Genomic DNA, 16513 nt, shown 5'->3' with positions numbered 1-16513 from the left:
AAGCGGTCCGGGGACGGGAATTGTGATGAACGAGACGAATCGCGCGGACATGCTGGCCGTTCTGGAACGCCAGCGCACGGCCTTCACGGCGGCGCGCCCCGAAGCGCTTTCGGTGCGCCACGACCGGCTGGAGCGTTGCGCCACCATGCTCAAGGAGCATGGCGAGGCGTTCGCCAAGGCGATGAGCGCCGATTTCGGCCACCGCAGCCACGAACAGTCCATGCTGACCGACATCATGCCCTCGGTCAGCATAGTGCGCTATTCGCAGAAGCGGATGAAGCGCTGGTCGCGACCCGAAAAGCGCCACGTCAACTTCCCGCTGAACTTGCTCGGTGCGCGGGCGGAAGTGCGCTACGAACCCAAGGGCGTGATCGGCATCGTCGCGCCGTGGAACTTCCCGGTCGGGCTGACAATGGCGCCGTTGGCGCAGGCTTTCGCTGCCGGCAACCGCGCGATGCTCAAGCCTTCGGAATTTACCGAGCGCACGTCCGAATTGATGCAGGAACTGTTCCCGCGCTACTTCGCCGAAGAGGAAGTGGCCGTGGTTACGGGCGGGCCGGAAACCGGACAGGCGTTCTGCGGGCTGCCGTTCGACCATCTGCTGTTCACCGGGGCGACGCCGATCGGCCGCCACGTGCTCCATGCCGCCGCCGATCACCTCGTGCCGGTCACGCTGGAACTGGGGGGCAAGTCGCCAACGATCTTCGGCCGCAGCGCCGATCTCCAGCGCAGCGCAGAGCGTGTGGCGCTGGGCAAGATGATGAACGCGGGGCAGATATGCCTGGCGCCCGATTACATGATGGTGCCCGAGGAACTGGAGGATCGCGCCATCGCCGCGGTCGCGGCCGGGGTCAGCTCGATGTATCCGACGCTGCTCGCCAACGACGACTACACCTCGGTCATCAACCGGCGCCACCGGGATCGCCTGGCCGGGCTGGTGGAGGACGCGCGCGACAAGGGCGCCGAGGCGATCGTCGTCAATCCGGGCGGCGAGGACTTCGAAGGCACCAACGGCAACAAGATGCCGCTGACCATCCTACGCAACGTCAACTACGACATGCGCGTGATGCAGGAGGAAATCTTCGGTCCGGTCCTGCCGGTGAAAACCTATCGCGCGATCGACGAGGTGATCGATTACGTCAACGCGCACGATCGTCCGCTCGGGCTGTACTACTTCGGCGAGGACAAGGCGGAGGCGGAGAAGGTGCTGACCCGTACCATCTCGGGCGGCGTTACCGTCAACGACGTGATCTTCCACGTATCGGCCGATGACCTGCCGTTCGGCGGAATCGGGCCTTCGGGAATGGGCAGTTATCATGGCGTGGAAGGTTTCCGCACGTTCAGCCATGCGCGCGCGGTCTATCGTCAGCCGAAGGTCGATCTTGCGAAGCTGGCAGGCTTGCGGCCGCCCTATGGTACCGCGACGCAGCGCACCCTGAAGATGCAACTTAAGTAAGCCCCGCATACGATCGCGGGAGGCCCGGAAACGGGGCTGTAATCGGCACGGGAAGGCCAAAAGGGTGGAGAAACTGCCCCTGCGGGCGCTGCACGGCACTTGCGCGCGGGCGGCGTCGGGACTAGGGCGCGGAGCGAACACCAGCTAGGCGAGTCAGCCCCTTGGTCGATCTGTCACAATATCTGCCGATCCTGATCTTCCTCGGGATCGCTCTTGCGCTTTCCAGTGCCTTTGTGTTCCTGCCGATGGGTGTTTCCCGCTTGACGGGAACCTACAATCCCAACGCGGAAAAGCTCAGCGAGTACGAATGCGGTTTCCCCGCGTTCGAAGACCCGCGCAGCCAGTTCGACGTCCGGTTCTATCTGGTCGCGATCCTGTTCATCATCTTCGATCTGGAAGCGGCGTTCCTGTTTCCCTGGGCGGTCAGCCTGAAGGAAACGGGCTGGGCCGGCTGGTTCACGATGATGCTGTTCCTGGCGGAACTGGTCGTCGGGTTTGCCTACGCCTGGAAAAAGGGAGCGCTGGATTGGGAATGAGCAACATGGTCACCGCTCCGACTGCAACCGGCGCTGCCGCTGGCTCCGCCATCACCGCGCCCGATCAGGCGTTCTTCGAAAGCCTCAATGCCGAGGTTTCGGACAAGGGCTTCCTCGTCACCTCGACCGAGGAACTGTTCCAGTGGGCGCGCACCGGCTCGCTGTGGTGGATGACGTTCGGCCTTGCCTGCTGCGCGGTCGAGATGATCCACGTGAACATGCCGCGCTACGACATGGAGCGCTTCGGCGTCGCGCCGCGCGCATCCCCGCGCCAGTCGGACGTGATGATCGTGGCCGGCACGCTGTGCAACAAGATGGCCCCGGCGCTGCGCAAGGTCTATGATCAGATGTCGGACCCCAAGTACGTCATCTCGATGGGCTCGTGCGCTAACGGCGGCGGCTACTACCACTACAGCTACTCGGTGGTGCGCGGCTGCGACCGCATCGTGCCGGTCGATATCTACGTGCCCGGCTGCCCTCCCACCGCCGAGGCGCTACTCTATGGTGTGATGCAGCTGCAGCGGAAGATCCGCCGCGTCGGCACGCTCGAGCGTTGAGGAGAAGGGCATGACGGTCGTTCATTCCGCCCCGCGCTTCACCTCGAACGAAGGCGTGCTGGACACGCTTTCGGCGGCGCTGGGCGCCATGCTGGTTTCGGCGAAGGAAGAGCATGGCGAAGTCCTGCTGACGGTCGCGCGCGATCGCGTGGAGGACGCACTCCGCCTGCTGCGCGACGCGCACGAATACCAGCAGCTCATGGAAATCGCGGGCGTGGACTATCCGCAGCGGCCCGACCGTTTCGAGGTCTGCTACTGCCTGCTCTCGCTGACCAAGAACCACCGGATCATCGTCAAGGTTTCGACCGACGAGGCGACTCCGGTGCCGACGGTGACGACCCTGTGGCCCGTCGCCGGCTGGTACGAGCGCGAAGTGTACGACATGTTCGGCGTGTTGTTCGCCGGCCATCCGGACCTGCGCCGCATCCTCACCGACTACGGTTTCCAGGGCCATCCGTTCCGCAAGGACTTCCCGCTGACCGGCTATGTCGAGCTGCGCTATTCCGAAGAGGACAAGCGCGTGGTCTATGAACCGGTCGAACTGGCGCAGGATCTGCGCCAGTTCGATTTCATGAGTCCGTGGGAAGGCGCGGAATACGTGCTGCCAGGCGATGAAAAGGCGGCGGAAGGGGCCAAGGCATGAGCTTCCAGCTGGAAGAATCGCCGACCACCGGCGACGAGGTCATCACCAACTACACGATCAACTTCGGCCCCCAGCACCCGGCCGCGCACGGCGTGTTGCGCATGGTCATGGAGCTGGACGGCGAGATCATCGAGCGGATCGATCCGCACGTCGGCCTGCTCCATCGCGGCACCGAAAAGCTGATCGAATACAAGACCTATACCCAGGCGTTGCCGTACTTCGACCGGCTCGACTACTGCTCGCCGCTGGGCATGGAGCACTCCTACGTGCTCGCGGTTGAAAAGCTGCTCAACCTCGAGGTGCCGCTGCGCGGGCAGTACCTGCGCGTGCTGTTCGCGGAACTGACGCGCATCTGCAACCACATGCTCAACATCGGCTCGCACGTCATGGACGTGGGCGCGATGACGCCGAACCTGTGGCTGTTCGAAATCCGCGAGGACTGCCTCAACTTCTTCGAGCGCGCTTCGGGCGCGCGGATGCATTCGGCCTGGTTCCGCCCCGGCGGCGTGCACCAGGACGTGCCGCTGAAGCTGCTGACCGACATTGGCGACTGGCTCGACACGCGCCTGCCGCAGCTGTTCGAAGACGCGATGAGCCTGCTGGTCGACAACCGCATCTTCAAGCAGCGCAACGTCGATATCGCGGTAGTCAGCAAGGAAGACGCGATCCGCTGGGGCTTTTCCGGCCCGATGATCCGTGGTTCGGGCATCGCGTGGGATCTGCGCAAGGCGCAGCCCTATGACGTTTATGACCGCATGGACTTCGAGATTCCGGTCGGCACCAGCGGCGATTGCTATGATCGCTTCATGGTGCGCGTGGAGGAAGTCCGCCAGTCCGCGCGGATCATGAAGCAGTGCCTGGCCGAAATGCCCGAAGGCCCGGTCAGCTCGACCGACCGCAAGGTGGTCCCGCCCAAGCGCGGCGAGATGAAGAGCTCGATGGAATCGCTGATCCATCACTTCAAGCTCTATTCGGAAGGCTTCCACGTTCCGGCCGGCGAAGTCTATGTCGCCACCGAAAGCCCCAAGGGCGAATTCGGCGTCTATCTGGTCTCGGACGGCAGCAACAAGCCGTACCGCTGCAAGATCCGGCCGACGGCGTTCAGCCACCTTCAGGCGATGGACTTCATGTGCAAGGGCCACATGCTGCCCGACGCGACCGCGATCCTTGGCGCCATCGACGTGGTGTTCGGGGAGTGCGACCGGTGAGCAGCTCCGAAGAATCTAACTTGCGCACGGCCAAGGCGATGATCGCGGCGTACAATGCGCAGGACGTGGATACCTACGTCTCCTACATGACCGACGACGCCTGCGAGGCGAACTATCGCGGGGATGTGGTGCGCGAGGGCAAGGAGGGCACGCGCTCCGGCCTTGCCGCCGCGTTCGCCCGCTGGCCGCAGAACCACGCCGAAATCCGCGACGCGCAGGCGATCGGCAACTACGTGCTGATGCGCGAACACGTCACGCGCGGCCCCGCCACCGACGGATCGGCCCTGGTCGAACCGTTCGACGTGATCGCAGTCTATACTTTCGAGGGCGATAAGTGCTCTCGGGTGGAGTTTATTCGCTGATGGCTGACCGCTACATCGAACCGGATACCCCGGAATTGCGCGCCCGCTGGGGCGCCTTTGCCTGGACTGCCGAGAACGCGGAAAAGGCGAAAGAGATCGTGGCGCGCTACCCCGAAGGGCGGCAGCGCTCGGCGGTGATGCCGTTGCTCGATCTGGCCCAGCGGCAGGTCGGCGCTGAACTGAACACGCAAGGCTGGCTGCCGATCCCGGTGATGGAATATGTCGCCGCCTATCTCTCCATGCCGATCATCCGCGTGGTCGAGGTGGCGACGTTCTACACGATGTACAACATCGCGCCGATCGGTCGTTTCCACGTCCAGGTCTGCGGCACCACGCCGTGCATGTTGCGCGGATCGGACGACATCATCGCCGCCTGCAAGAAGCGCGGGATGAAGGCCGGGCATATCACCGATGACGGCCTGTGGTCGTTCACCGAGGTCGAATGCATGGGCAACTGCGCTTCGGCGCCGATGGTCCAGATCAACGACGACAACTACGAGGATCTGACCCCCGCCGACATGGACCGCATCCTCGACGAACTGGCGGCGGGCAAGCAGCCCAAGACCGGCACGCAGCTTCCCGGCCGTCACACGGTGGAACCGGCCGGCGCGCTCAGCAACCTGACCGCGATGGTCAGCGAAAACCACGATTATCGGGGGGAATGGTAAGCCATGGCTCTCGCCGACAAGGACCGCATCTTCACCAACGTCTATGGCTACCAGCCGTGGAACCTGCCCGCCGCGCAGGCGCGCGGGGATTGGGACAACACCAAGGCGCTGCTCGAACGCGGGCAGGACGGGATCATCGAGGAAATCAAGGCTTCCGGCCTGCGCGGCCGTGGCGGCGCGGGCTTCCCCACCGGCATGAAGTGGTCCTTCATGCCCAAGGAAAGCAAGGACGGCCGGCCCAGCTTCCTGGTAATCAACGCCGACGAATCCGAGCCGGGTTCGTGCAAGGACCGCGAGATCATCCGCCACGATCCGCACAAGCTGCTGGAAGGCGCGCTGGTGGCGGGCTTCGCGATGCGCGCGCGAGCGGCCTACATCTACATTCGCGGCGAATACATTCGCGAGGCCGAAACGCTGTTCGCCGCGCGGGATGAGGCCTATGCCGCTGGCCTGCTGGGCAAGAACGCCTGCGGTTCGGGCTATGACTTCGACGTCTTCGTCCACCGCGGCGCGGGCGCCTACATCTGCGGCGAAGAAACCGCGATGATCGAAAGCCTCGAAGGCAAGAAGGGCCAGCCGCGCCTCAAGCCGCCGTTCCCGGCGGGCGCGGGGCTCTATGGCTGCCCGACCACGGTCAACAACGTCGAATCGATCGCGGTCGCGCCCACCATCCTGCGGCGCGGCGCTTCGTGGTTCTCGTCGTTCGGGCGCGAGAACAACAAGGGCACCAAGCTCTTCCAGATCAGCGGGCACGTCGAACGGCCCTGCGTGGTCGAGGAAGAGATGTCGATCCCGTTCAGCGAACTGATCGAGAAGCACTGCGGCGGCATTCGTGGCGGCAAGGACAACCTGCTGGCCGTGATCCCCGGTGGTTCCTCGGTTCCGCTGGTTCCGGCCGCGGAAATCTGGGACGCGCCGATGGACTTCGATGGCTTGCGCGCGCTCGGTTCGGGCCTAGGCACCGCCGCCGTGATCGTGATGGACAAGTCCACCGATATCGTTCGCGCGATCGCCCGCCTGTCGCACTTCTACAAGCACGAAAGCTGCGGCCAGTGCACGCCGTGCCGCGAAGGCACCGGCTGGATGTGGCGCGTGATGGAGCGTTTGCGCACGGGCGACGCGGCGGTCGAGGAAATCGACATGCTGTTCAACGTGACCAAGCAGGTCGAAGGCCACACCATCTGCGCCCTGGGTGACGCGGCCGCCTGGCCGATCCAGGGCCTGATCCGCCACTTCCGCCCCGAACTGGAACGCCGGATCGCCGAACACGGCGCCGTGAGGGAGGCTGCAGAGTAATGCCTAAACTCAAAGTCGACGGCGTAGAGCTCGAAGTTCCGGCAGGCGCTACCGTCTTGCAGGCGTGCGAGCTGGCCGGCAAGGAAATCCCCCGCTTCTGCTATCACGAACGGCTGAGCATCGCCGGCAATTGCCGCATGTGCCTGGTCGAAGTGAAGCCTGGACCGCCGAAGCCGCAGGCGTCGTGCGCGCTGCCGGCTGCCGAGGGGCAGGAGATCCGCACCGACAGCGAGATGGTGAAGAAGGCGCGCGAAGGGGTGATGGAGTTTCTCCTCATCAACCACCCGCTCGATTGCCCGATCTGCGACCAGGGCGGCGAATGCGATCTGCAGGACCAGTCGGTCGCCTATGGCCGTGGCGGTTCGCGCTACCACGAGAGCAAGCGCGCGGTTACCGAGAAGTACATGGGGCCGCTCATCAAGACGGTGATGACGCGCTGCATCCACTGCACCCGCTGCGTGCGCTTCTCCGAAGAGGTCGCCGGCGTGGACGAGATCGGCGCGCTCTATCGCGGTGAAAGCACCCAGATTTCGACCTATCTGGAGCACGCGGCGAAGCACGAGCTTTCCGCCAACGTGATCGACCTGTGCCCGGTCGGCGCGCTGACCAGCCGCCCCTATGCCTTCGAAGCGCGCCCGTGGGAGCTGAAGAAGACGCTGTCGATCGACGTTTCGGACGCGGTGGGCGCCAATATCCGCCTCGACAGCCGGGGCCGCGAAGTGCTGCGCGCGCTGCCGCGGGTGAACGACGACGTGAACGAGGAATGGTTGTCCGACCGGGGCCGCTACATGGTGGATGGTCTCACCCGCCGCCGGCTCGACAAGCCGTGGCTGCGCCGTGACGGCAAGCTGCAGGCGGCCAGCTGGGCCGAAGCGTTCGATGCCATCGCCCGGATCAATCCGGGTTCGTCGGTCGCGGTGATCGCGGGCGACCAGGTCGATTGCGAAACGATGTTCGCCGCGAAGAAGCTTGCCGGCGCGCTGGGCTCCTCGCTGCTCGAAGGCCGCCAGACGGGCATGGCCTATGACACGTCGAACCTGGCGGCGGTGAATTTCAATTCCACGCTGGCCGGGATCGAGGACGCCGACGCGATCCTGATCGTGGGCAGCCAGATCCGCGACGAGGCCCCGCTGCTCAACGTCCGCCTGCGCAAGGCGGTGAAGAAGGGCGCGAAGGTCTTCATCATCGGCCCCGCGTGGGAGCCGACTTATCCGGCCACCTTCCTGGGCGACGATGCCGCCGCGCTGAACGCTCTGCCGGCCGACGTGGCCGATGTGTTCGCCAAGGCGGCCAAGCCCGCGATCATCATCGGTGCCGCCGGCATCGTGAAAGGCGCGCGCGAGGCGGGCCTGGCCTTTGCCGAGAAGTTCAACCTGGTCCGGGAAGGCTGGAACGGCTTCAACGTGGTCCACATGGCGGCCGCACGCATGGGCGGGCTGATGCTGGGCTATGCGCAGAAGGGCGGCCTTGCCGATATCGTCGCGGCCAAGCCGAAGCTGGTGATCTCGCTCGGCGCGGACGAGGTGGACTGGACCCAGTTCGCCGGCAGCATGATCGTCCACATCGGCCATCACGGCGACAAGGCGGCCCATGCCGCCGACGTGATCCTGCCGGGCGCTGCCTACAGCGAGAAGGACGGCACCTACGTCAACACCGAAGGCCGCGTGCAATATGCCGAAAAGGCCGTCTTCGCGCCTGGCGACGCGCGCGAGGACTGGAGCGTCCTGCGGGCGATGGCCGATGCGCTGAAAGTCTCGGTCGGGTTCGACAGCTTCGACGAATTGCGCATTGCCATGATCGCGGACGTGCCGGCACTGGGTGCCGAGGGACTGGCCGATTACGGCGCGCTGCCCGCCGCTCCTGCCGGGGCGAAGGCGGAAGGCGTGATCGCCGGCTACCCGATCAAGGATCGTTACCTCACCAACGCGATCTGCCGCGCCAGCCCCACTTTGCAGCGCTGCTCGGCCGAACTGCTCCATGGTGAAAGCTTCGCGGAGGCGGCCGAGTGAGCACGTCCAACACCATTGCCCGTCATGCCAGCGAAGGCTGGCATCTCGCACCGCAAGGCGCTTCGCCTGAGGCACGAGACCCCGGTCTGCGCTGGGGTGACGGCTTGAGGGAGCCGTCATGACCGCTTTCTTCCAGACTCTTGGCCTGCCTTACGAGTGGGCCTGGGCGATCTCGACCATTTGCGGGATTCTGCTGATCGCGCTGCCGCTGATGCTCGGCGTGGCGATGATCATCTATGCCGACCGCAAGATCTGGGCGGCGATGGCGCTGCGCCGCGGCCCCAACGTGGTGGGCCCGTTCGGCCTTCTGCAGTCGTTCGCGGACGGCCTCAAGGTCATGCTGCAGGAAACGATCATTCCTTCGGCGGCCAACAAGGGCCTGTTCCTGATCGCCCCGATCATCACCTTCACGGTTGCTCTGATGGCCTGGGCGGTGATCCCGTTCAATTCGGGCGCGATCCTCGCCAACATCAACGTCGGCCTGCTCTATGTCCTCGCGATTTCGTCGCTGGGCGTTTACGGCACGATCATCGCCGGCTGGTCCTCGAACTCGAAGTACCCGTTCTTCTCGGCCATGCGCGCTTCGGCGCAGATGATCTCCTATGAAGTCTCGATCGGCTTCATCCTGATCTGTGTGGTGCTGTGGTCCGGCTCGTTCAACATGAACGAAATCGTCAAGGCGCAGCAGGGCCATGTGCTGGGGCTGTTCAACGGCTTCGTGTTCAACCCGCTGCTGTTCCCGATGTGGGTGATGTTCCTGATCTCGGGCATGGCGGAAACGCAGCGTGCGCCGTTCGACCTGACCGAGGCGGAGAGCGAACTCGTCGCCGGGTACCAGACCGAATATTCGTCGATGGCCTTCGCGCTCTACTGGCTGGGCGAATACGCCAACGTGCTGCTGATGTGCGCGCTCAACGCCACGCTGTTCTGGGGCGGATGGCTGCCGCCGCTCGACATTCCGGTGCTCTATCTGGTGCCGGGCGTCGTGTGGGTGCTGCTCAAGATCCTGTTCTTCTTCTTCATCTTCAGCTGGGTGAAGGCGACCGTACCCCGGTATCGCTATGACCAGCTGATGCGTCTGGGCTGGAAGGTGTTCCTGCCTGTCTCGCTGCTGTGGGTGTTCCTCGTCAGCGGCTACCTGATGCTTACGGGGCATTTCTCATGACCGTCGGACAGCTCATCAAGAGCTTTACCCTGTGGGAGTTCGTGAAGGCGCACTGGCTGACCTTGAAGTATTTCTTCAAGCCCAAGGCGACGATCAACTACCCGTTCGAGAAGAACCCGCTTAGCCCGCGCTTCCGTGGCGAGCACGCCCTGCGCCGCTATCCCAACGGCGAGGAACGCTGCATCGCGTGCAAGCTGTGCGAGGCGGTGTGCCCGGCCCAGGCCATTACCATTGAAGCGCAACCGCGCGAGGACGGCAGCCGCCGCACCACGCGCTACGACATCGACATGACCAAGTGCATCTTCTGCGGCTTCTGCCAGGAAGCCTGCCCGGTCGATGCCATCGTCGAAGGGCCGAACTTCGAATACGCGACCGAAACGCGCGAGGAACTGCTTTACGACAAGGCCAAGCTGCTGGCGAACGGCGACAAGTGGGAGCGCGCGATCGCTGCCAACCTTGAAGCCGACGCACCGTACCGGTAGGGGGCCGCACACACATGACTTCAGAAACCCTGCATCCGTTCGTGTCGAGCCCTTCGACGAGCTCAGGATTCGAGACACGTCGCGCGAGGCTTCTCGACTTCGCTCGAAGCGAACGGGAGTTGTTGGCATGATCCAGGCATTTGCCTTCTATCTCTTCGCGACGCTCATGATCGTCTCGGGCGCCGTCACGATCCTGGCCCGCAACCCGGTCCATTCGGTGCTCTGGCTGATCCTGGCGTTCTTCAACGCCGCCGGCCTGATGATCCTGGTCGGCGCGGAATTCATCGCGATGCTGCTGGTCATCGTCTATGTCGGCGCGGTCGCGGTGCTCTTCCTTTTCGTGGTCATGATGCTCGACATCGACTTCGCCGAACTGCGCGCCGGGTTCGTGAAGAACTTCCCGCTGGGGATGATCCTCGCGCTGGTGCTGCTGTGCGAACTGGTGCTGGGCATCGGCGCTTATCGTGCGGGCGCGATGCAACTGGGGACGCCGGACGGAACGGCCGCACCTCTGGCCAACGCCAGCAACATCGAATCCATCGGTGCGCTGCTCTACACGCGCTACCTCTTCCTGTTCGAAGCGGCGGGCATCCTGCTGCTGGTGGCTCTGATCGGCGCCATCGTGCTGACGCACCGCCAGCGTGGCGGGGTGCGCGGCCAGAACGTGGCGAAGCAGGTCGCGCGCCGTCCGGAAGAGGCGACCATCAACGTGAAGCCGGAAGTGGGCAAGGGGGTCTCGCTCTAATGATCGGCATCGAACACTATGTCGTCGTCAGCTCGATCATGTTCGTGCTCGGCGTGCTCGGCATCTTCCTCAATCGCAAGAACGTCATCATCATCCTGATGGCGATCGAGCTGATCCTGCTGTCGGTGAACCTTAACCTGGTCGCCTTCAGCGCCTTCCTGCACGACCTTGTCGGTCAGGTCTTCGCGATGTTCGTGTTGACCGTGGCGGCGGGTGAGGCGGCGATCGGCCTTGCGATCCTGGTCATCTACTTCCGTGGCCGCGGCACCATTGCCGTCGACGACGTCAACCGGATGAAGGGCTGAGTACGCGACCATGTCTGCCATCCATATCATCGTCTTCCTGCCGCTGCTGGCGGCGATCATCGCCGGGCTGGGCAACAAGCAGCTTGGCAATGTTCCCGCCAAGGTGGTGACGACCGGCGCGCTGTTCCTCTCGTGCGCGCTGTCGTGGCCGATCTTCCTGTCGTTCCTGTCGGGCCATGCCGAAGCGCATGTCTCGCCGGTGCTGCACTGGGTGACCTCGGGCAATCTCGATTTCGCCTGGGCGCTGCGCGTCGATACGCTGACGGCGGTCATGCTGGTGGTCATCACCAGCGTCTCCGCACTCGTGCACCTCTATTCGTGGGGGTACATGAGCGACGAGCCCGACCAGCCGCGCTTCTTCGCGTACCTGTCGCTGTTCACCTTCGCGATGCTGATGCTGGTGACCGCCGACAACCTGGTACAGATGTTCTTCGGCTGGGAAGGCGTGGGCCTTGCCTCGTACCTCCTGATCGGTTTCTGGTTCCGCAAGCCCAGCGCCAACGCCGCCGCGATGAAGGCCTTCGTGGTCAACCGCGTGGGCGATCTTGGCTTCATGATGGGCATCTTCGGCACCTTCCTGGTGTTCGGCACGGTTTCCATTCCCGCGATCCTCGAAGCCGCGCCGGGCATGGCCGGATCGACCATCGGCTTCCTGGGCCACCGCTTCGATACGATGACGGTGCTGTGCCTGCTGCTGTTCATCGGCGCCATGGGCAAGTCGGCGCAGCTGGGCCTGCACACCTGGCTGCCGGACGCGATGGAAGGCCCGACCCCGGTTTCGGCGCTGATCCACGCCGCGACGATGGTCACCGCTGGCGTGTTCATGGTCTGCCGCCTTTCGCCGATGTTCGAAACCAGCCCGACGGCGCTGGGCTTCGTGACCTTCATCGGCGCGGCGACCTGCTTCTTCGCGGCGACCATCGGCACGACGCAGACCGACATCAAGCGCGTGATCGCCTATTCGACCTGTTCGCAGCTGGGCTACATGTTCTTCGCCGCGGGCGTCGGCGCCTATGGCGCGGCGATGTTCCACCTGTTCACGCACGCCTTCTTCAAGGCGCTGCTGTTCCTGGGCGCGGGCTCGGTCATCCACGCGATGCACCACGAGCAGGACATGCGCTATTACGGCGGCCTGCGGAAGCACATCCCGATCACCTTCTGGGCGATGACGGCGGGCACGCTGGCGATCACAGGCGTCGGCATCGTCGATGTCGTGGGCTTCGCCGGCTTCTATTCGAAGGACGCGATCCTCGAAGCCGCGTTCGCGCGCGGGACCGAGCTTTCGCACTTCGCCTTCTTCATGGGCATCTTCGCCGCGCTGCTGACCAGCTTCTATTCGTGGCGGCTGGTGTTCCTGACCTTCTTCGGCAAGCCGCGGTGGGAACAGTCGGAACACATCCAGCACGCGGTGCACGACGCGCATGGCCACGGTCATGACGATCACGGCCACGAAGGCCATGGACACGACCATCACGCGCACGACGACCACGGGCATGGTCATCATAGCGATGGCACGGCCGGCTATCATCCGCATGAAAGCCCGGCGGTGATGCTCACGCCGCTCGCCATCCTGTCGATGGGCGCGATCTTCGCGGGGCTGGTGTTCAACCACGCCTTCGTCAGCGAAGGCACGGGCGAGTTCTGGAAAGGCAGCCTCGTGTTCAGCGAGCACCTGATCCACGCGATGCACCATGTGCCGCACTGGGTGAAGTGGGCGCCGTTCACGGTCATGGCGACCGGCCTGCTGATCGCCTGGTACGCTTATATCAAGAACACGAAGTTCCCGGCGGCGTTCGTCGACCAGTTCGGCTTCCTCTACCGGTTCCTTCTCAACAAGTGGTACTTCGACGAGCTTTATCACTTCATCTTCGTCCGTCCGGCAATGTGGCTGGGCCGGGTGTTCTGGAAGGTGGGCGATATCGGCATCATCGATCGCTTCGGCCCCAACGGCGCCGCCTGGGTGGTGGCCAAGGGCAGTCGCGCGGCGGTGAAGCTGCAGTCCGGGTATCTCTATAGCTATGCGCTGGTCATGCTGATCGGCCTGACGCTCGCAATCAGCTGGGTGATCGCACAATGACCGGGTTTCCGATCCTTTCGGTGATGTTGCTGGTGCCGCTCGCAACGGCGGTGGCCTGCCTCCTCGTCGATCGCGAACAGGCGCGCACCGTGGCGCTGGTGGGGACGCTGATCGATTTCGTCCTCGGCATGCTGCTGTGGGCGAACTTCGATACCGGCGGCGCGCAGTGGCAGTTCACCGAACACGCCGCGCTGTTCGCGGGCTTCGAATGGAAGCTCGGCATCGATGGCATCGCGCTGATGCTGATCGCGCTGACGGTGTTCCTGATGCCGGTGTGCATCGGCGCCAGCTGGCTGTCGATCGACAAGCGACAGGGCGAATACTACGCCGCGTTCATGCTGATGGAAACGCTGATGATCGGCGTTTTCGCGGCGCAGGACCTGTTCCTGTTCTACATCATGTTCGAAGCCGGCCTGATCCCGATGTACCTGATCATCGGCATCTGGGGCGGGGCGGAGCGCATCTACGCCAGCTACAAGTTCTTCCTCTACACGCTGCTCGGCTCGGTGCTGATGCTGATCGCGATGTTCTGGATGGTGAACGAGGCGGGCACGACCGACATCCCGACGCTGATGGTCTATAACTTCCCGGTCCACGCGCAGACGTGGCTGTGGCTGGCCTTCTTCGCCAGCTTCGCGGTGAAGATGCCGATGTGGCCGGTGCACACCTGGCTGCCCGACGCGCACGTGCAAGCGCCGACAGGCGGCTCGGTGATCCTGGCCGGCGTGCTGCTGAAGATGGGCGGCTACGGCTTCATCCGCTTCTCGCTGCCGATGTTCCCGGAGGCCTCGGCGCAGTTCGCGCCGCTGATCTGGGGCCTGTCGATGGCGGCGGTGGTCATCACCTCGCTGATCGCGCTGGTCCAGCACGACATGAAGAAGCTGATCGCCTATTCCTCGGTCGCGCATATGGCGATCGTGACGATCGGCCTGTTCGCCTTCAACGAGCAGGGCCTGGAAGGCTCGATGATCGTCATGCTCAGCCACGGTCTGGTGGCGGGCGCGCTGTTCCTGTGCGTGGGCGTGATCTATGACCGCCTGCACACCCGCGAGATCGACCGTTACGGCGGCCTTGCCATCAACATGCCCAAGTACGCGCTGTTCTTCCTGCTGTTCACGATGGCCTCGATCGGCCTGCCGGGCACCAGCGGGTTCGTCGGCGAATTCCTGTCGCTGATGGGCGTGTACCAGGCGTCGAGCTGGGTGGCGCTGATCTGCACCACGGGCATCATCCTGGGCGCAGCCTACATGCTGTACCTCTACCGCCGCGTGGCCTTTGGCGAACAGAAGAACGCCGATGCCGCCGCGATGCCCGATCTCGACGCGCGCGAATGGGCGATGATGGTTCCGCTCGCCGCCGTGGTGCTGTGGATGGGCGTCTATCCGCAGTCGTTCCTCGATCCGATGAAGAAGGATATCGCCGCGCTTGATGCGCGCCTTGCCCAGGCCCGGCCCAAGGGAGATGCCGACGTGAAGATGGGGGCGCCCAAGCCGGCTGCCGAACATGAAGCGCACGAAGGGGAGGCGCACTGATGGAACTCGTTCGCTCCCTTCTGATCGTGGCGCCGGAAGAAGTGCTCAGCATTTCCGGCCTGCTTCTCCTGCTGGTCGCCGCCTGGGGTGGCGACAAGGCGGCACGGACGATCTCGATCCTGTCGGTCGCCGCGCTCACGGTCTGCGCGATCCTGGTCGCTCCCGCGCTGTGCGGTGGCGCGATGGGGCCGGACGTCGAAGCCTTCGGCGGGCAGTACAAGGCGGACGCCTTCTCGGCCTTCGCCAAGCTGCTGGTCTATGCCGGCGCCGGTGTGACACTGATCGTCGCGCCCGCGTACTTCGACCGCGTTCGCGCGATGCGGGCGGAATTCCCGCTGCTGGTGCTGTTCGCGGCGCTGGGCATGGGCATGATGGTTTCCGCGGGCGACCTGCTGACGCTCTACATCGGTCTCGAACTCAACAGCCTTGCCTCTTACGTTCTAGCGGCGTTCCTGCGCACCGACGATCGTTCGGCGGAATCGGGTCTGAAGTATTTCGTGCTCGGCTCGCTCGCCAGCGGCATCCTGCTGTTCGGCATGAGCCTCACTTACGGGTTCACCGGCACGACCAGCTTCGAAGGCATCCACCTCGCTCTGTCGGGTTCGCTGTCGACCGGCGCCACCTTCGGCATCGTGTTCGTGCTGGCGGGCCTTGCCTTCAAGATCAGCGCCGCGCCGTTCCACATGTGGACGCCGGACGTCTATGAAGGCGCGCCGACGCCGGTAACGACGTTCTTCGCCACCGCGCCCAAGGCGGCGGCGCTGGCGCTGCTGATGCGCGTCAGCCTGGAAGCGTTCGGCTCGCAGCCGGGGGCGTGGCAGCAGATCGTGATCTTCGCGTCGCTGTTGTCGATCGTGATCGGCGCGCTGGGCGCGATCGGGCAGGCGAACATCAAGCGCCTGATGGCCTATTCCTCGATCAACAATGTCGGCTTCATGCTGATCGGTCTTGCGGCGGCGACGCCCAGGGGCGCGTCCGCCATGCTGGTCTATCTCGCGATCTATGTCGCGATGTCGATCGCGGGCTTCGTCGCCATCCTGTTGCTACGCGACGAAAACGGCGATGCGGTGGAAGCGATTTCCGACCTCGCCGGCCTGTCCAAGACCCGCCCGATGCTGGCGCTGGCGCTGGCGGCGGTGATGTTCAGCCTTGCCGGCATTCCGCCGCTGTTCGGCTTTTGGGGCAAGTTCGTGGTGTTCCAGGCGGCCGTGCAGGCCAATCTCGTGGCCCTCGCGGCGATCGGTATCGCGGCCAGCGTGATCGGCGCGTTCTACTACCTCAAGGTCGTCAAGGTCATGTACTTCGACGAGGCGGCGGACCGCGTGAAGGGCGAGATCGATCTGGCGCATGGCGTGCTGCTGGCAGCGTCGGCGCTGTTCATCTCGCCGCTGGGCTATCTGCTGACCAAGTGGATCGGGACGCTGGCCGACAACGCCGCCACGGCGCTGTTCCACGTCGCCTGACCGCGCGAA

Annotated in this window: 15 protein-coding genes and 1 pseudogene; all 16 read left to right on the top strand. The window is 64.4% G+C overall.

Features of this window, described 5'->3' with window-relative positions; genetic code table 11:
- The first annotated feature begins 25 nt into the window (after positions 1-25).
- The 16 genes and pseudogenes from FA702_RS05220 to nuoN all read left to right on the top strand — a co-directional run bounded on the left by FA702_RS05220 (position 26) and on the right by nuoN (position 16504).
- The gene (locus FA702_RS05220) at positions 26-1456 is read left to right on the top strand and encodes a coniferyl aldehyde dehydrogenase (RefSeq protein ID WP_136955291.1); all 1431 of its coding nucleotides are present in this window, start codon (positions 26-28) and stop codon (positions 1454-1456) included.
- A 161-nt stretch (positions 1457-1617) separates the two neighbouring features.
- Complete coding sequence (locus FA702_RS05215; protein ID WP_124807926.1) at positions 1618-1992, top strand: NADH-quinone oxidoreductase subunit A; 375 nt, start codon at positions 1618-1620, stop codon at positions 1990-1992.
- The gene (locus FA702_RS05210; protein ID WP_124807925.1) at positions 1989-2549 is read left to right on the top strand and encodes an NADH-quinone oxidoreductase subunit B family protein; all 561 of its coding nucleotides are present in this window, start codon (positions 1989-1991) and stop codon (positions 2547-2549) included. Before FA702_RS05215 ends, FA702_RS05210 begins: the two co-directional genes overlap by 4 nt.
- A gap of 10 nt (positions 2550-2559) precedes the next feature.
- Positions 2560-3171 (top strand): annotated as a pseudogene (locus FA702_RS05205) (NADH-quinone oxidoreductase subunit C); the annotation flags it as partial.
- A 17-nt stretch (positions 3172-3188) separates the two neighbouring features.
- Complete coding sequence (locus tag FA702_RS05200) at positions 3189-4400, top strand: NADH-quinone oxidoreductase subunit D (RefSeq protein ID WP_125955065.1); 1212 nt, start codon at positions 3189-3191, stop codon at positions 4398-4400.
- 38 nt (positions 4401-4438) lie between these two features.
- Entirely contained in the window at positions 4439-4762 is a 324-nt protein-coding gene (locus tag FA702_RS05195; protein WP_125955111.1) for a nuclear transport factor 2 family protein, read from the top strand.
- Complete coding sequence (locus FA702_RS05190) at positions 4762-5430, top strand: NAD(P)H-dependent oxidoreductase subunit E (RefSeq protein WP_136955289.1); 669 nt, start codon at positions 4762-4764, stop codon at positions 5428-5430. The genes FA702_RS05195 and FA702_RS05190 overlap by 1 nt, the downstream gene beginning before the upstream one ends.
- Positions 5431-5433: 3 nt before the next feature.
- Complete coding sequence (gene nuoF / locus FA702_RS05185; protein ID WP_124807920.1) at positions 5434-6726, top strand: NADH-quinone oxidoreductase subunit NuoF; 1293 nt, start codon at positions 5434-5436, stop codon at positions 6724-6726.
- Positions 6726-8735: an NADH-quinone oxidoreductase subunit NuoG gene (gene nuoG, locus FA702_RS05180; protein ID WP_136955288.1), complete on the top strand. Its 2010-nt coding sequence runs from the start codon at positions 6726-6728 to the stop codon at positions 8733-8735. The genes nuoF and nuoG overlap by 1 nt, the downstream gene beginning before the upstream one ends.
- A gap of 118 nt (positions 8736-8853) precedes the next feature.
- Complete coding sequence (gene nuoH / locus FA702_RS05175; protein WP_136955287.1) at positions 8854-9900, top strand: NADH-quinone oxidoreductase subunit NuoH; 1047 nt, start codon at positions 8854-8856, stop codon at positions 9898-9900.
- Complete coding sequence (gene nuoI, locus FA702_RS05170) at positions 9897-10382, top strand: NADH-quinone oxidoreductase subunit NuoI (RefSeq protein ID WP_136955286.1); 486 nt, start codon at positions 9897-9899, stop codon at positions 10380-10382. Before nuoH ends, nuoI begins: the two co-directional genes overlap by 4 nt.
- 127 nt (positions 10383-10509) lie before the next feature.
- Complete coding sequence (locus FA702_RS05165) at positions 10510-11127, top strand: NADH-quinone oxidoreductase subunit J (RefSeq protein ID WP_136955285.1); 618 nt, start codon at positions 10510-10512, stop codon at positions 11125-11127.
- Entirely contained in the window at positions 11127-11432 is a 306-nt protein-coding gene (nuoK, locus tag FA702_RS05160) for an NADH-quinone oxidoreductase subunit NuoK (RefSeq protein ID WP_124807916.1), read from the top strand. The genes FA702_RS05165 and nuoK overlap by 1 nt, the downstream gene beginning before the upstream one ends.
- Before the next feature lie 10 nt (positions 11433-11442).
- Entirely contained in the window at positions 11443-13509 is a 2067-nt protein-coding gene (nuoL, locus tag FA702_RS05155; RefSeq protein ID WP_136955284.1) for an NADH-quinone oxidoreductase subunit L, read from the top strand.
- On the top strand, positions 13506-15041 hold the full coding sequence (locus FA702_RS05150) for an NADH-quinone oxidoreductase subunit M (protein ID WP_136955283.1): 1536 nt from the start codon (positions 13506-13508) through the stop codon (positions 15039-15041). The genes nuoL and FA702_RS05150 overlap by 4 nt, the downstream gene beginning before the upstream one ends.
- Positions 15041-16504, top strand: coding sequence for an NADH-quinone oxidoreductase subunit NuoN (gene nuoN, locus FA702_RS05145; protein ID WP_136955282.1), 1464 nt, complete (start codon positions 15041-15043; stop codon positions 16502-16504). The genes FA702_RS05150 and nuoN overlap by 1 nt, the downstream gene beginning before the upstream one ends.
- The last annotated feature ends 9 nt before the right edge of the window (positions 16505-16513 follow it).

It is taken from the genome of Novosphingobium sp. EMRT-2 (genome assembly GCF_005145025.1).
Taxonomy (GTDB): domain Bacteria; phylum Pseudomonadota; class Alphaproteobacteria; order Sphingomonadales; family Sphingomonadaceae; genus Novosphingobium.
The sequence above is the reverse complement of the archived record's forward strand: the minus strand, read 5'-3'. Positions and strand labels throughout refer to the sequence as shown.

Bases quoted from the DNA above. Each gene is read 5' to 3' on its own strand.
- nuoN (WP_136955282.1), top strand. From the start codon at position 15,041: ATGGAACTCGTTCGCTCCCTTCTGATCGTGGCGCCGGAAGAAGTGCTC.
- FA702_RS05200 (WP_125955065.1), top strand. From the start codon at position 3,189: ATGAGCTTCCAGCTGGAAGAATCGCCGACCACCGGCGACGAGGTCATC.
- nuoK (WP_124807916.1), top strand. From the start codon at position 11,127: ATGATCGGCATCGAACACTATGTCGTCGTCAGCTCGATCATGTTCGTG.
- FA702_RS05195 (WP_125955111.1), top strand. From the start codon at position 4,439: ATGATCGCGGCGTACAATGCGCAGGACGTGGATACCTACGTCTCCTAC.
- FA702_RS05165 (WP_136955285.1), top strand. From the start codon at position 10,510: ATGATCCAGGCATTTGCCTTCTATCTCTTCGCGACGCTCATGATCGTC.
- nuoF (WP_124807920.1), top strand. From the start codon at position 5,434: ATGGCTCTCGCCGACAAGGACCGCATCTTCACCAACGTCTATGGCTAC.
- nuoG (WP_136955288.1), top strand. From the start codon at position 6,726: ATGCCTAAACTCAAAGTCGACGGCGTAGAGCTCGAAGTTCCGGCAGGC.
- FA702_RS05210 (WP_124807925.1), top strand. From the start codon at position 1,989: ATGAGCAACATGGTCACCGCTCCGACTGCAACCGGCGCTGCCGCTGGC.
- nuoI (WP_136955286.1), top strand. From the start codon at position 9,897: ATGACCGTCGGACAGCTCATCAAGAGCTTTACCCTGTGGGAGTTCGTG.
- nuoH (WP_136955287.1), top strand. From the start codon at position 8,854: ATGACCGCTTTCTTCCAGACTCTTGGCCTGCCTTACGAGTGGGCCTGG.
- FA702_RS05150 (WP_136955283.1), top strand. From the start codon at position 13,506: ATGACCGGGTTTCCGATCCTTTCGGTGATGTTGCTGGTGCCGCTCGCA.
- FA702_RS05220 (WP_136955291.1), top strand. From the start codon at position 26: ATGAACGAGACGAATCGCGCGGACATGCTGGCCGTTCTGGAACGCCAG.
- nuoL (WP_136955284.1), top strand. From the start codon at position 11,443: ATGTCTGCCATCCATATCATCGTCTTCCTGCCGCTGCTGGCGGCGATC.
- FA702_RS05190 (WP_136955289.1), top strand. From the start codon at position 4,762: ATGGCTGACCGCTACATCGAACCGGATACCCCGGAATTGCGCGCCCGC.